14 protein-coding genes are annotated in these 14,215 nt (G+C 67.7%); 2 read left to right on the forward strand and 12 right to left on the reverse strand.

From position 1 onward, the window contains the following. Positions 1-574 precede the first annotated feature (574 nt). Together tyrS and WKF39_RS12615 are read right to left on the reverse strand one after the other, a co-directional pair. Positions 575-1,834 carry a tyrosine--tRNA ligase gene (gene tyrS / locus WKF39_RS12610; protein ID WP_340388913.1) on the reverse strand — a complete coding sequence of 420 codons (1,260 nt, stop codon included), beginning with the start codon at positions 1,832-1,834 and terminating at the stop codon, positions 575-577. Between the two features lie 56 nt (positions 1,835-1,890). Beyond that, entirely contained in the window at positions 1,891-2,277 is a 387-nt protein-coding gene (locus tag WKF39_RS12615) for a universal stress protein (protein ID WP_340388915.1), read from the reverse strand. Between the two features lie 63 nt (positions 2,278-2,340). Between WKF39_RS12615 and WKF39_RS12620 the strand changes: the two genes are divergently transcribed. Beyond that, positions 2,341-2,514, forward strand: coding sequence for a hypothetical protein (locus WKF39_RS12620; protein WP_340388917.1), 174 nt, complete (start codon positions 2,341-2,343; stop codon positions 2,512-2,514). Between the two features lie 13 nt (positions 2,515-2,527). Here the strand turns inward: WKF39_RS12620 and WKF39_RS12625 are convergent, their stop codons facing one another. The 10 genes from WKF39_RS12625 to argG all read right to left on the reverse strand — a co-directional run bounded on the left by WKF39_RS12625 (position 2,528) and on the right by argG (position 12,303). Beyond that, positions 2,528-2,899: a PH domain-containing protein gene (locus WKF39_RS12625; RefSeq protein ID WP_340388919.1), complete on the reverse strand. Its 372-nt coding sequence runs from the start codon at positions 2,897-2,899 to the stop codon at positions 2,528-2,530. A gap of 64 nt (positions 2,900-2,963) precedes the next feature. Then, a complete protein-coding gene (locus WKF39_RS12630; RefSeq protein ID WP_340388921.1) occupies positions 2,964-3,521 on the reverse strand; it encodes a DNA-3-methyladenine glycosylase in 558 nt (185 codons plus the stop codon). Continuing rightward, positions 3,518-4,945 carry an argininosuccinate lyase gene (argH, locus tag WKF39_RS12635; RefSeq protein WP_340388922.1) on the reverse strand — a complete coding sequence of 476 codons (1,428 nt, stop codon included), beginning with the start codon at positions 4,943-4,945 and terminating at the stop codon, positions 3,518-3,520. The genes WKF39_RS12630 and argH overlap by 4 nt, the downstream gene beginning before the upstream one ends. Next, positions 4,942-5,454: an arginine repressor gene (locus WKF39_RS12640; RefSeq protein ID WP_340389076.1), complete on the reverse strand. Its 513-nt coding sequence runs from the start codon at positions 5,452-5,454 to the stop codon at positions 4,942-4,944. Before WKF39_RS12640 ends, argH begins: the two co-directional genes overlap by 4 nt. A 2-nt stretch (positions 5,455-5,456) precedes the next feature. Continuing rightward, positions 5,457-6,389: an ornithine carbamoyltransferase gene (gene argF / locus WKF39_RS12645; RefSeq protein ID WP_340388924.1), complete on the reverse strand. Its 933-nt coding sequence runs from the start codon at positions 6,387-6,389 to the stop codon at positions 5,457-5,459. Beyond that, complete coding sequence (locus tag WKF39_RS12650; protein WP_340388926.1) at positions 6,386-7,558, reverse strand: acetylornithine transaminase; 1,173 nt, start codon at positions 7,556-7,558, stop codon at positions 6,386-6,388. The genes argF and WKF39_RS12650 overlap by 4 nt, the downstream gene beginning before the upstream one ends. Continuing rightward, positions 7,555-8,541: an acetylglutamate kinase gene (gene argB / locus WKF39_RS12655; protein WP_340388928.1), complete on the reverse strand. Its 987-nt coding sequence runs from the start codon at positions 8,539-8,541 to the stop codon at positions 7,555-7,557. The genes WKF39_RS12650 and argB overlap by 4 nt, the downstream gene beginning before the upstream one ends. Continuing rightward, a complete protein-coding gene (gene argJ, locus WKF39_RS12660) occupies positions 8,538-9,689 on the reverse strand; it encodes a bifunctional glutamate N-acetyltransferase/amino-acid acetyltransferase ArgJ (protein ID WP_340388930.1) in 1,152 nt (383 codons plus the stop codon). Before argJ ends, argB begins: the two co-directional genes overlap by 4 nt. Positions 9,690-9,780: 91 nt before the next feature. Then, positions 9,781-10,827 carry an N-acetyl-gamma-glutamyl-phosphate reductase gene (argC, locus tag WKF39_RS12665; protein WP_340388932.1) on the reverse strand — a complete coding sequence of 349 codons (1,047 nt, stop codon included), beginning with the start codon at positions 10,825-10,827 and terminating at the stop codon, positions 9,781-9,783. Between the two features lie 42 nt (positions 10,828-10,869). Continuing rightward, the gene (argG, locus tag WKF39_RS12670; RefSeq protein ID WP_340388934.1) at positions 10,870-12,303 is read right to left on the reverse strand and encodes an argininosuccinate synthase; all 1,434 of its coding nucleotides are present in this window, start codon (positions 12,301-12,303) and stop codon (positions 10,870-10,872) included. Positions 12,304-12,396: 93 nt separating this feature from the next. Between argG and WKF39_RS12675 the strand changes: the two genes are divergently transcribed. Beyond that, positions 12,397-14,208 carry a DUF2207 domain-containing protein gene (locus WKF39_RS12675; protein ID WP_340388936.1) on the forward strand — a complete coding sequence of 604 codons (1,812 nt, stop codon included), beginning with the start codon at positions 12,397-12,399 and terminating at the stop codon, positions 14,206-14,208. Positions 14,209-14,215: the final 7 nt, after the last annotated feature.

Genomic DNA, 14,215 nt, shown 5'->3' on the forward strand with positions numbered 1-14,215 from the left:
TGTTAAGCACGCCGCCAGCGTTCGTCCTGAGCCAGGATCAAACTCTCCGTTGAAAGTGCGCCAGCCCTGCACCTCGAAAGGCACCGGGCTGGTTTACTGCAACTTCAGTTCAACCTGACAAACTATTTGCTGACAAATAAATTGTCGGAATTGATTCCATCGAGATCGGCGAGCCGAAGCTCACCGACGGGTCTCGACGGGGTATTACAAATTAATCTCGTCGACTTTTGGCACACTGTTGAGTTCTCAAGGATCAGACGCTCACCTCAGCCTCGACCTCGCGGTCTCCGCCTTGGGGCAACTCGTCTAACTTACACGGCTCGTTTTCACCGGTCAAACCGGGTCGGTCACCATGTTCAGCTTCGTTATCCGCGGTCCGTCTCCGGGCGCCTGAGGCGCCGTGCCGTTGACCGTTTCGGTTGAGCTGGCTGGAAGCTCCGAGCGACCTGCCTTTCGGCCTTTCGCTCCGCCGTGCTGTCCAACAAGAAGAACATTACGGGGGCGTTTCCCCCTTCGTCAAATCGGCTCCGTATGGTCCACGTCACACGCATTCGGGCCCTTGAAATGACGGGGTTCAGGACACCGACACGCCCGAGATCGACCGCTTTCCCTTGCGGAGCACGGCCCACTTGCCATGCAGCAAGAGCTCGCCGGCGAGCTCCCTTGCGGGGTCGACGACGCGTTCGTTGTTGACGTACGCGCCACCGTCCGCCACCGCGCGACGTGCCGAGGACTTGCTGTCGGCCAGGCCGGCCGCGAGGAACGCGTCCACGACGGTCGGATGATCGGCAGCCGACAGATCGACCGCCCCGGCTTCACGAAGCGCCGCGGCCAACGTCTGCTCCGGGAGGTCGCCCAGCTCGGCCCGTCCGAACAGGGCTCGTGACGCGAGCTCGGCGGCGGCGGTCTCCTCGTTGCCGTGGACGATCGTGGTGACTTCTGCTGCCAAACGTCGCTGAGCGGACCTCGCCCCGGGCCGGTCGAGGTGCTCGGACTCGATCGCGCTGATCTCGTCCAGCTCGAGGAAGGTGAACTGGCGGAGGTACTCGATGACCTTGGAGTCTTCAGCCTGGATCCACGACTGGTAGAAGGCGTAGGGACTGGTGAGATTCGGATCGAGCCACACCGTGCCGGACTCGGTCTTGCCGAACTTCGTTCCGTCCGCCTTGGTGATGAGGGGCGTGGCCAGGGCATGCACCTTGTGGCCGTCCGCACGTCGGATCAGCTCCACGCCCGCCGTGATGTTGCCCCATTGGTCACTCCCCCCGGTCTGCAGGACGCAGCCGTGGCGGCGGTGCAGCTCGAGGTAGTCCAGGGACTGGAGCAGCACGTAGCTGAACTCCGTGTAGCTGATGCCGGACTCGAGTCGGCTGCTGACGACATCCCGGGCCAGCATCCGGTTGACCGGGAAGTGCTTGCCGATGTCGCGCAGGTAGTCGATCGTGCTGAGGCCGGCGGTCCAGTCGAGGTTGTTGACCACCGTGGCGCCGTTGTCGCCGGCGAAGTCGACGAAGCCGGAGACCTGGTCGCGGATGTTGCCGACCCACTCGCCGACCGTCTCCTTGGGATTCATGACCCGCTCGCCGGCCTCCTTGGGGTCACCGATGAGCCCGGTCGACCCGCCGACCAGCATCAGCGGCTTGTGACCTGCGATCTGGAGCCGCCGGGCCGTCAGGATCTGGAGCAGGTTGCCGATGTGCAGACTCGGCGCCGTCGGGTCGAAGCCCACGTAGTAGGTGATCGGCCCCGCTGACAGCTCCGCGCGCAGGGCGTCACGGTCCGTCGAGTGCGCGATGAGTCCTCGCGCGTCGAGGTCATCGAGTACGTGGGTCACAGGTCAGTCCTTCGAGGTCGGGGATGCACCGCGACCTTAGCGCGGGCCCCGCGGCGCTAAGGCTTGACCGCGACGACGGGGACCGACGAGTCGAGCAGGATTTGCTGCGCGACACTCCCCATCAAGATCTTGCCGACCGGACTGCGCGGGCGTACGCCGATCACGATGAGTGAGGCACCACCCTGCTCGGCTTCGAACAGCACCGTGCCGGCGATGCTCTCCCCCTCGACCTGGCGGACCTCGAACGGCACGTTGTCGACCGCGAGCGCCTCGGTGATGGCTTGCACGTGCCGCCCCTTGGCGTGACCGGTGTCAAGACGTGGCTCGACCCGGTGCACGTTGATGATGAGGAGCGAGTCGCCCTTCGTGCGGGCTTCGGCGGCGGCCCAGTCGAGGGCGGCACGCCCGAACTCGTCGGGACGATAGGCGACAGCGATTGTCATGACATAAGCGTAGCGTCTGAGTGGCTAGGTCGTCACGTCGTCGGCGTCGTCGGGCTTGACCGCTTGCCGACGGCCGACCTCGGCGAGCTGTCGGCGACCGAGTGCGGCGAGCGGGTCGGCATCTCGCGGGTCAGCGCGCGACGCTACCTCGAGTTCTTTGTCGACGAGCAGCGCGTGGTCGTACGCCTGAACTACGGCAGCGCGGGCCGCCCGGAGCGGCGCTACCGGTTGGCGTGACGGCGGCGCGTGACTAACGGCTGTTGAGCACCGCCCAGGCGATGAGGCTGTCGAGCCGGCGCACGTCGGCTCCCTTGCTGAGCTTGATCTTGATGTGGCCTGCCCGGGTCCACAGCTCGATCTCTGAGTTCCAGTCCAGCTTTCCGGCGTTCTCCGAGGACCACATGTTGATGGTCGAGTAGGGCAGCGAGTAGATCTCGACCTTCTTCCCGCTGATGCCCTGCGCATCGCGCACGATCAGGCGCTTCGTGGTGAAGACAGCGCTGTCGCGAAAGGTCTTGAAGGCAGCAACCGCCTGCTCGCCCTCGACCAAGAGGGGCCCGATGTCATCCGGGACGGGGATCTCGTTCTGCAAGGTCCACGCTGTGATTGGTGCAGTCTCCATCGATGTCTCCTGGGGTCGTCAGGGCTGACCACCAGCCCGCGAGCATCATGTCGTCTTCAGGGGGTCAGGCGCGAGGACTGCGACGGTAGGCCGACACCGTCGGGTCACCCGTGACCCAGAATCGCCAGGGCACGTCTGCCGCCCTGGAGACGCCGACCCTCGGGCCGTCGCTGATCGGCGGCACCTCGGTCGGGCGCTCCCCCAGACGTACGCCGTCGGGTCCGAGCAGATCGGTCCCGAGGTCGTCGAGGGTGAGACCGAGCGCACGCGCGAGGTTGCCGGGGCCACGCGCCAGCGCGACGTCCTTGACCGCCGGTCGCCGCCCACGAGCCACGTCGAGGCCCGCGAGGACCTCCCCCGCTCGGATCAACACAGCGGCCGCCTCCTCGGCGGGGCCCGTCACGACGTTGGCGCACACGTGCATGCCGTAGGAGCGGTAGACGTACAAGCGCCATGGTGCGCCGTACATGATCTCGGAGCGCGGCGTGCGAGTGAAGGCGTGGGAGGCAGGGTCGTGGACTCCCCCGTAGGCCTCGACCTCGGTGATGCGAACCGCGACGTCGTGACCGTGCAGCACGCGCCCCAACAGCCCGCGTGCGTGCTCGACCACGCCGTCGGTCACAGAGCTTGCGTCGCGAGCAGGCGACCGCGCAGCTCGCCCAGCTGCTCGGCGACCCGCACCGGAGCCGTGCCGCCGCGGGAGTCACGGGAGGCCAGCGAGCCCTCGACCGTCAGCACCTCGCGCACGCCTGGCGTGAGCGCAGGTGAGATGGCCGTGAAGTCCTCAGCGGAGAGGTCCCACAGCTCGATCCCCCGCTGCTCACACGCCTGCACACACGCACCGGAGAGCTCGTGCGCATCACGGAACGGAACCCCCTGGCGGACGAGCCACTCGGCGATGTCGGTCGCGAGGGCAAATCCCTGAGGCGCCAGCGACTCCATCCGCTCGGTGTCGAAGGTGAGGGTCGCGATCATGCCGGTGAAGGCCGGGAGGAGGACCTCGAGGGTGTCGATCGAGTCGAACACCGGCTCCTTGTCCTCCTGGAGATCGCGGTTGTATGCCAGTGGGAGCGCCTTGAGCGTCGCCAGCAATCCGGTGAGGTTGCCGATCAGGCGCCCCGACTTGCCCCGGGCGAGCTCGGCGATGTCCGGATTCTTCTTCTGCGGCATGATGCTCGACCCGGTGGAGAAGCCGTCGTGCAGCCTGACGAAGCCGAACTCCTTGGTGTTCCAGATGATGATCTCCTCGGCCAGGCGGGAGACATCGACGCCGATCTGGGCGGTCACGAACGCGAACTCGGCGACGAAGTCACGCGCCGCGGTGCCGTCGATCGAGTTGGCGCTCGATCCGCTGAACCCGAGATCTGCAGCAACCGCTTCAGGATCGAGACCGAGCGATGAACCGGCGAGCGCGCCGGAGCCGTAGGGAGAGTCGGCGCCGACGCGGGCGTCCCAGTCGGAGAGCCGGTCGAGGTCCCGCACCAAGGGCCAGGCGTGCGCCATCAGGTGGTGGGAGAGCAGCACGGGCTGTGCATGCTGGAGGTGGGTGCGCCCGGGCATCGAGGTGCCCATGTGCTGCTCGGCCTGGGTCGCGAGCGCCTCGGCAAGCTCGCGGACCAGCCGCGCGATGACCCTGCCGTGGTCGCGGAGATACATCTTGAACAGCGTCGCGACCTGGTCGTTGTGTGACCGGCCGGCACGCAACCGGCCACCGAGGACGGGACCGAGCCGCTCGAGCAGACCTCTCTCGAGGGCCGTGTGGACATCCTCGTCATCTGGTTGGGCGACGAAATCCCCGGACTCGACGTCGGCGGCAAGCGCATCGATGCCGGCGACCAGGGCGTTCAGGTCGTCCCGGCTGAGCAGCCCCGCGGCCTGCAGCACCCTTGCATGAGCCCGGGAGCCTGCCAGGTCGTACGTCGCCAGTCGCCAGTCGAAGTGTGTCGACCTCGACAGCGCGACCAGCTCGGGCGAGGGACCTGAGGCGAATCGGCCGCCCCAGAGGCTGGTCCCTGACTCGGGGGCGGGAGTCTCGGGCTGGGTCACGTGATGGGCTCCTTGGGTGTGGATGCGGCGAGGGTCGTGAACCGGTCGGCGATGTCTGCCCCGCCATCAGGGTCTCGACTGATCAGCATGACGGTGTCGTCACCGGCGATCGTGCCGAGCAGGTCGTGCTGGGCGGCGTGGTCGATCGTGGAGGCAAGATACTGAGCTGCTCCCGGCGGCGTGCGCAGGATGACGAGGTTGGCCGAGGCCTCGGCGGTCACGACCAGCTCGCGGACGATGCGCGCGAGCCGGGCCCGGGCCGAGGCGCTGTCGGCGGCGGGTCGCGGCGTACGGTCCCCACCCTCGGCGGGCACGGCATAGACCAGCCCACCGTCCGGATGACGCACGCGGACCGCGTCGAGCTCGACGAGATCGCGGGAGATGGTCGACGGTGTCGCATTGATGCCGCGGGTGTCGAGCAGCTCGGCGAGGTCGCCCTGCGAGCGTACGAGCTGATGGCCCAGCAGCTCGACGATGAGCTGCTGGCGCGCGGCCTTGGTCGGCGGGATCGTCACGAGGGTCGACCTGCCCGCTGAAGCAGCCACACCATGAGCGCCTTTTGCGCGTGCAGCCTGTTCTCGGCCTGGTCCCAGACGGCACTCTGCGGCCCGTCGAGCACCTCCGATGAGATCTCGAATCCGCGATAGGCGGGGAGGCAGTGCAGCACGATCGCATCGGCCGCGGCGGACTCCATGGCCCGGGAGGTGACCGCGAAGTCGCCGAACAGGGCGAGCCGGGCATCCTTCTGGCTTTCCTGACCCATCGAGACCCACGTGTCGGTGATGACGACGTCGGCGCCGAGGATCGCCGCCGCGGGATCTTCCGTGAGGGTGATCGAGCCCCCGGTCTCACTCGCGATCTTCTCGGCATCGACGACGATCACCGGATCGGGTTGATATCCCGCTGGTGCGCCGATGCGCACGTGCATGCCAGCCGTGGCACCACCCAGCACGTAGGAGTGACCCATGTTGTTGGCGCCATCACCGAGGTAGGCAACGGTCAGTCCCGCGAGGCGACCCTTGCGCTCGATCACGGTCTGCCAGTCGGCGAGGATCTGGCACGGGTGGAAGTCGTCGCTCAGGGCATTGACCACAGGCACGCCGGCATGGGAAGCCATCTCATCGAGTCCGGCCTGGGCGTATGTCCGCCAGACGATCGCGCTGGTCATCCGGCCCAGCACCCGTGCGGTGTCGGCGACCGACTCGCCGCGGGCGCCCTGCGTCGTGGCCGAGTCGAGGATCAGTGGGTTGCCACCGAGGTCCGCAATGCCGACGCTGAAGGACACCCTGGTCCTGGTGGAGGCCTTGTCGAAGATCACCGCGACGGTCTGCGGGCCGGCCAACGGCCGGCGCGCGTAAGGCGTGGACTTGATGTCGGCCGCCAGCGCCAGGACCTCGGCCTGTTCGGCCGGGCTGAGATCGTCATCCCGCAGGAAGTGCCTCACGGCGCACTCGCCTCGTCGAGGAGTCCCCGGAGCGTCGCCACCGCACCTTCGGCCTGCTCGACCGTGAGGATCAGCGGCGGCGCGAGACGCAGCCTGCTCGGTGTGGCGCTGTTGAGGATGAGACCCGCTGCCAGCGCAGCCTTCTGCACCTCGGCGGCCACCGGCTCGCGCAGGACGACGCCCACCAACAATCCACGTCCTGTTGTTGCGAGGACTGCGGGATGATCGGCCAGTCCGTCCCGGAACACCTCGCCGACCCTGAGGGCGTTGTCGAGGAGCGAGTCGGACTCGATCGTGGCGATGACTGCCAACGCCGCCGCCGTGGCGACCGGATTGCCGCCGAATGTCGTGCCGTGATTGCCCGGCTGCAGCAGTGTTGCCGCATCACCCAGGGCGATGCAGGCCCCGATCGGGATGCCACCGCCCAGGCCCTTGGCCACCGTCACGAGATCGGGCTTGATGCCGGACTCGGCGTGGGCGAACCACGCGCCCGTGCGGCCGATACCGGTCTGGACCTCGTCGACCCACAACAGCGCTCCGTGCCGCGAGGTGATCTCGCGCGCGGCCACGAGGTGGTCCGGCGGCGGGACGACGACCCCGGCCTCGCCCTGGATCGGCTCCAGCAGCACGGCGGCCACGGTGTCGTCGACCGCAGCTTCGAGAGCGGCGGTGTCTCCGTAGGGGACCCAGCTGACATCGCCGGGCAGGGGCTCGAACGGCGCGCGGTAGGCCTCCTTGGAGGTCAGCGCCAGCGCACCCATCGTGCGGCCGTGGAACGACCCCTCGGCGACGACGATCCGCGTACGTCCGGTCCGGCGGGTGGCCTTGAACGCAGCCTCGTTGGCCTCGGCGCCGGAGCTCGTGAAGAACACGCGTCCCTCGCCTCCGACGAGGCTGAGCAGCTTCTCGGCCAGCATGATCTGCGGAGCGGAGGTGAAGAAGTTCGAGATGTGTCCCAGCGTGCTGAGCTGCTGCGTCACGGCCTCCAGGATGGCCGGGTGTCCATGACCCAGTGCATTGACCGCGATGCCGCCGAGCAGGTCGAGGTACTTCGTGCCGTCGGCGTCCCACACGTACGCGCCTTCGCCGCGGACCAGGACTCCTTGCGGGGTGCCGAAGGTGTTCATGACGGCACCCTGGTAGCGCGCAATCCAGTCGTCGACGCTCATGGCTTGACCTCGTTGTCGGAGTTCTTGTCGACGCTGGTGGAGTAGAGCGCGGTGCGGATGCGGGTCTCCGCACCGGGTACGACCTGCGTGCCGACCCCCTCGTCGGTGAAGATCTCGAGCAGCACGGCGTGCGGCTCGCGGCCGTCGATGACGGTGGCGCGCTTGACTCCCTCCGCGACGGCCTTGAGGCATGCCGTCATCTTGGGGATCATCCCGGTCGACAGTCCGGGGATGATCTCGGCGAGCGCTTCGGGGCTGATCTCCCCGATGACGTCGGAGCTGTTGGGCCAGTCGGCATACAGACCCTCGACATCGGTCAGGACGAGCAGCTTCTCGGCGCCGAGCGCAACTGCCAGCGCGGCGGCCGCCGTGTCCGCGTTGACGTTGTACACCTGTCCCGTCGCATCTGGCGCGACGGTCGAGACCACCGGTATGCGGCCGGCATCGATGAGGTCCTGCACCGCCTCCGGGCGCACGCCGACGACCTCGCCGACCAGTCCGATGTCGGTCTCGACACCGTCGATGACCGGCAGCGTCTTCTGCGCCGTCAGGAGGCCGCCATCCTCGCCGGACAAGCCCACGGCAAGGTCGCCGTGCTGGTTGAGCAGGCCCACGAGCTCACGTCCGACCTGCCCGGTCAGCACCATGCGGACGACGTCCATGATCTCCGGCGTCGTGACCCGCAGCCCGCCTCTGAACTCCGACTCGATGCCGAGCTTGTCGAGCATCGCACTGATCTGCGGTCCGCCGCCGTGGACCACGACGGGCTTGAAACCGGCCATCCGGAGGAAGACGATGTCCTCGGCGAAGGCGTGCTTGAGCGCCTCGTCGGTCATGGCGTTGCCGCCGTACTTCACCACGACGACCTTGCCGTGATACTTCTTGAGCCACGGCAGCGCCTGAGCGAGGGTGGCGGCCTGGGCGGTCGCCTTCTTCCACTCCTCGGGTTGCCACTGGGCGAGGCTGTCGATGTCATCTGTCATGAGGAGTAGGCCGAGTTCTCGTGGACGTAGGCCTGAGTGAGGTCATTGGTCCAGATGGTGCCCCCTGCGGAGCCTGCCTTGAGGTCGATCGTGACCGAGACCGAGCGGTCGGACAGGTCGATCCCGTCGGGCGACTCCCCCGGCCCGCTCTGCCGGCACACCCACACGCCGTTGAGCGCGACATCCAGATCCGCGGGGTCGAAGACCGCCTGGGTCGTGCCGACCGAGGCAAGGATGCGACCCCAGTTGGGGTCCTTGCCGAAGATCGCGCACTTGAACAGGTTGCTGCGGGCGACAGAGCGCCCCACCTCGAGTGCGTCGTCGACGGTCGCGGCGTTGACGACCTCGATCGCGATCTCGTGATCAGCGCCCTCGGCGTCGGCCAGGAGCTGCATCGCGAGGTCCCGGCACACCGTCGTGACGGCATCGGTGAAGGTCTGCCGGTCCGGGCTCACACCCGAGGCGCCGCTCGACATCAACAGGACCGTGTCATTGGTGGACTGGCACCCATCGGAGTCGAGCCGATCGAACGTCTGGGCCGTTGCGCTGCGCAGCGCCGCATCGGCGGTCGAGGCGTCGATGTCGGCATCCGTCGTGATGACCACGAGCATCGTCGCCAGGGCGGGAGCCAGCATGCCGGCGCCCTTGGCCATGCCACCGACGGTCCAGCCTTCGCCCCGGGCGACCGCCTCCTTGGCCACCGAGTCGGTCGTCATGATCGCCGTCGCGGCCGCATGCCCGCCATCGGGACTCAGCCCGTCGACTGCCGAGCGTACGCCTGACAGCAGGGCCTCCCGGTCGTTGAGGAGCCCGATCAGCCCGGTCGAGCACACCTGTACGTCGATGGCCCCGACCCCGAGGGCCTCGGCGACGGTCTCGGCCGTCTGGTGCGTCGTCGCGAAGCCTTCGGGACCGGTGTAGCAGTTGGCTCCGCCGGAGTTGATCACGACCGCGGCGGCCGAGCCGGTCTTGATGGCCTCTTCGCTCCACAGGACCGGATTGGCCTTGCAACGATTGCTCGTGAAGACCGCCGCCGCGGCCTTGGTGGGGCCGTTGTTGACCACGACCGCGACATCGGTCGCGCCAGTGGCCTTCAGGCCGGCGGCAACGCCTGCGGCGGTGAAACCCTGGGGTGCGGTGACGCTCACTGCTCGACTCTCCTCAGGTGGGATGGATGTTGTTGTTTGTGGGTGGCCCTGGCGACGCAGACGCAGCGACATCCGTCTGCAGGCGATCTGCTCATGGTGCGACTCCGATCGTGGTGAGGCCCGTGGCCTCCGGAAGGCCCAGGGCGAGGTTCATGGACTGGATCGCTGCGCCTGCCGTGCCCTTGACCAGATTGTCGATTGCGGTGACGACGACGAGACGGTTGGCACGACGGTCGATTGCGACCTGGAGCTGGGCGGTGTTGGCGCCCAAGGTCGCCGCGGTGGTTGGCCACTGGCCCTCGGGAAGCAGGTGGATGAACGGCTCGTCGCCGTACGCCGCGTCGTACGCCGCTCGCACCGTGTCGATGTCGACTCCCGGTGCGAGGCGGGCTGTCGTCGTCGCCAGGATGCCGCGCGCCATCGGCACGAGGGTCGGCGTGAACGAGATCGTCACGTCATCGGCACCCGCAAGCCGAAGGTTCTGCATGATCTCCGGGACGTGGCGGTGGACGCCTCCGACACCGTACGCAGACGCGGCTCCGAGGCCCTCTGCGGCCATCAGGTTGGTCTTGGGTGCCTTTCCTGCCCCCGAGAATCCGTTGGCGAGCACCGCGACGAGATCTGTCGCCTCCACGAGCCCGGCCGCGACGGCCGGCTGGATGCCGAGGGTGATCGCCGTGACGTTGCAGCCCGGGACCGCGATGCGGTTGACGCCGCGCAGCTGCTCCCGCTGCCGCAGGCCGCCCACGATGAGCTCGGGCAGACCGTACGGCCAGGTGCCCGCGTGCTCGCCACCGTAGAACTCGACCCATTCCTCGGCCGACTGCAGGCGAAAGTCCGCGCCACAGTCGATGACCAGGACGTCATCACCGAGCTCAGCGGCAACCGCGCCGGACTGGCCGTGCGGCAGTCCCAGGAAGACCACGCCGTGTCCCGACAGGGTCTCGGCGGTCGTCGGCTGCAGGATGCGGTCAGCCAGGGGCAGGAGATGCGGGTGGTGGCCACCCAGGGCCGAACCGGCACTGGACGCCGCGGTGAGCGCGCCTATCTCCACGTCGGGGTGAGCCAGCAGCAGGCGCAGTACCTCGCCGCCGGCATACCCGCTGGCACCGGCTACGGCTGCGGTGATCTTGGTCATCGGTCCACCTTGGCAGAAATGTCTTGGAGAGGGCGCATGCGATCAGTCGGTGCCGAACTCCATGGCGGCTGCGTCGAGTGCTTGCTCGTCGTCGCCGTCAACGGCCGGGTTGGCCTCGATCCGGGTGGCCCCACCCGCGGGCAGGTCGCCGAAGAGCGTGCCGTTCTCGACCAGGACCTGGCCCTGGTCGAGCGGCTGGGCGGCATACAGCTCGAGCATGGCGCGGGAGTCGGCGATGTCGAGATTGCGCATCGTCAGCTGACCGATGCGGTCGGTCGGACCGAACACGGCATTCTCCGTGCGCTCCATCGACAGCTTCTCGGGGTGGTAGGAGAACGAGGGGCCCTGGGTGTCGAGGATCGAGTAGTCCTCACCCCTGCGCAGCCGCAGCGTCACGTCGCCGCTGACGACCGAGGCGATCCAGCGCTGGATGGACTCCCGCAGCATCATCGCCTGCGGGTCGAGCCAGCGTCCCTCATACATCAGCCGGCCGAGGCGACGACCGTGCTGGTGGAAGTTGGCGATCGTGTCCTCGTTGTGGATCGCGTTGACGAGCCGCTCGTATGCGATGTGCAGCATCGCCATGCCCGGCGCCTCGTAGATGCCCCGGCTCTTGGCTTCGATGATGCGGTTCTCGATCTGGTCGGACATGCCCAGCCCGTGGCGACCACCGATCTGGTTCGCCTCGTGGACGAGAGCGACGGGGTCGCCTCCGAACGTCACACCGTTGATCGCAACCGGGCGCCCCGCCTCGAAGGAGACTGTGACGTCCTCGGTCTCGATCTCGACCTCGGGATCCCAGAACTTGACGCCCATGATCGGCTCGACGGACTCCAGCGAGGTGTCCAGGTGCTCGAGGGTCTTTGCCTCGTGGGTCGCGCCCCAGATGTTGGCGTCGGTCGAGTACGCCTTCTCCTGGCTGTCGCGATAAGGGAGGTCCCGCTCGGTGAGCCACCGGCTCATCTCGGTCCGGCCACCGAGCTCGGCGACGAACGCAGCATCAAGCCACGGCTTGTAGATCAGCAGCTCGGGATTCGCGAGCAGCCCGTAACGATAGAACCGCTCGATGTCGTTGCCCTTGAACGTCGAGCCGTCACCCCAGATGTCGACCCCGTCCTCGTGCATCGCGCGTACGAGCAGGGTTCCGGTGACCGCGCGTCCCAGCGGTGTCGTGTTGAAGTACGTCCTGCCACCGGACCGGATGTGGAACGCGCCGCACGCCAGGGCCGCGAGGCCCTCGTCGACGAGCGGACGCTTGCAATCGATCGACCGCGCCAGCTCGGCGCCGTACTGCATCGCACGACCCGGGATACCCGCGATGTCAGGCTCGTCGTACTGGCCGATGTCAGCGGTGTAGGTGCATGGGACGGCGCCCTTGTCGCGCATCCACGCGACCGCTACAGAGGTGTCGAGGCCGCCTGAGAAGGCGATGCCGACGCGTTCGCCGATGGGCAGGCTGGTGAGTACTTTGGACATGTCTCACATTATTGCACACCTCTGCAATTTCTTGCATGCTGGGTCCGCACCGATCCTCGACGGTCGGCGCCCCCATCCCCCTAGGATGCAGCCATGAAGCGGATCCTCTTGCGAGTCCTCGCGCTCGTCGTCACCGCGGCAGTCCTCTTCATACCTGTCATCGTCTCGCTTGCGCCCTCGACTGAATCAGCGGCGACAGGCCCCGACCCCGTGCGGATCTCGGACTACACCGCCGACTATCTCGTGCTCAGGAACGGCGACCTCGTCGCCAAGGAGCAGATCACGGCCGTCTTCCCGTCCGGCCGCCACGGGATCTTCCGGTTCTGGGACCTCGCCGATCCCTCCGACGATCGTGTGAGGCTCGACCCGACGGGCATCAAGGTGCAGATGGACGGCGGCACGGCCCCATTCGAGCTGCAGTGGCAGAAGGGCCGCAAGTTCCGCGTCGCCAAGATCGGCGATCCTGACTCATTCGTCACGCCCGGCACACACGTCTACACGATCACCTACCGGATCGACGGCGCGCTCGCACCGAGTACAGCGGGGCCAGGGACCTTCGCATCGTCCAGCTGGACCGACGAGCGGCCCGCCCAGTCGGTGTTCTACTGGAATGTCGTGGCGCAGGGCTGGCAGATGAGCATCGACAGGTCCACGATCAACATCAGCCTGCCGACCGCCTCCGGCAAGGTGCAATGCACCTCGGGCTTCGAGAGCGCGGGCACGTGCGACATCACCGGCGGGGGCACGGACCGGGTCACGGTCAAGACCGGTCAGCTGGCGGCACGCACCCCCGTCACCGTCCGGATCGGTCTGCCACTGGAGACGCCGGAGCGGGTCTCCGCGCCCTGGCCCATTGCCGCCGACCGGACGCTCGGGCAGAGCACCACACATCTGCTCATCGTGCTTGCGATCTCCCTTGCCGCATTCGTCCTCGGCTATGTCCTCGACCGTCGCTCGCGCGAGGAGCGGCCCGGCTACCCCGTGACATACGAACCGCCGCCGGGTCTCGGGCCAGTGCAAACGGCATACCTCACGACCGAGACCGTGCCCGATCGTGCCTTGGTGGCGACCTTGCTCTACCAAGCCGAGCAGGGCCTGACGACACTCACCGACAATGGCGGCAAGTCGTGGACCGTCACCGGCGTCGGCGACGCGACGGCGTGGGCGAGGACCGATGACGTCACCCGATTCGTCGGTGAGACGCTCGGCGTCACCCAGCCGGGATCGCATTTCAGGTCGAGTCCCAAGTCGGTCAGCTCAGGCATGAAGCTGCAGTCGCTTCGCCGTGCCCTGCCTGCTCAGACGAACGCCTGGGCCACGGGCGTCGGCGCGCAGCGAGCGGCCGGCTCGGAGACGCTCGCCCGGGTCGCAGTCGGGGCGGCTGCCGTCCTGTTCCTCATTCTGGCGATCTTCGTCAGCGCGGTCACCACGGTGTACTTCCTGCCGCTCGCCGCTTTCGTGATCGGCGGCATCGGCCTCATGGTCGCCGGCGCCGGTCGCCGGCGTACGACCCTCGGGCGCGACCTCTGGTCGCGGGCCGGGGGCTTCGAGCGGATGCTGTCGACCGATTCGGCCAAGGACCGGTTCGACTTCAGCGGCAAGAAGGATCTCTACACGGCGTTCATCCCCTTTGCCGTCGCATTCGACTGCGCCGACCGGTGGGCGCGGAAGTATGAGCTCGCGACCGGATCACAGGCCCCCGTGCCGGCCTGGTACGGCGGCGGCTCCACCACCACGGGCAACAGCTTCTTCGGCAACAACGACGCCTTCTCAGGATTTGAATCCTCGCTGGCCTCCTCGATCAGCGCCTACTCGGCCACCCAGTCCTCGTCATCCTCAGGTGGCGGAGGCGGCGGTGGCGGAGGTGGTGGCGGTGGCGGAGGCGGTGGCGGCGGTTCCTGGTAGGCCCGTA

The sequence above is a fragment of the Aeromicrobium sp. genome (assembly GCF_037719875.1).
GTDB lineage: Bacteria > Actinomycetota > Actinomycetes > Propionibacteriales > Nocardioidaceae > Aeromicrobium.

What these genes read in the sequence shown, in the direction of transcription:
- WKF39_RS12615 (WP_340388915.1), bottom strand. Translation starts at nt 2,277, where the DNA reads ATGACAATCGCTGTCGCCTATCGTCCCGACGAGTTCGGGCGTGCCGCC.
- WKF39_RS12625 (WP_340388919.1), bottom strand. Translation starts at nt 2,899, where the DNA reads ATGGAGACTGCACCAATCACAGCGTGGACCTTGCAGAACGAGATCCCC.
- WKF39_RS12650 (WP_340388926.1), bottom strand. Translation starts at nt 7,558, where the DNA reads ATGAGCGTCGACGACTGGATTGCGCGCTACCAGGGTGCCGTCATGAAC.
- argB (WP_340388928.1), bottom strand. Translation starts at nt 8,541, where the DNA reads ATGACAGATGACATCGACAGCCTCGCCCAGTGGCAACCCGAGGAGTGG.
- argC (WP_340388932.1), bottom strand. Translation starts at nt 10,827, where the DNA reads ATGACCAAGATCACCGCAGCCGTAGCCGGTGCCAGCGGGTATGCCGGC.
- argG (WP_340388934.1), bottom strand. Translation starts at nt 12,303, where the DNA reads ATGTCCAAAGTACTCACCAGCCTGCCCATCGGCGAACGCGTCGGCATC.
- WKF39_RS12675 (WP_340388936.1), top strand. Translation starts at nt 12,397, where the DNA reads ATGAAGCGGATCCTCTTGCGAGTCCTCGCGCTCGTCGTCACCGCGGCA.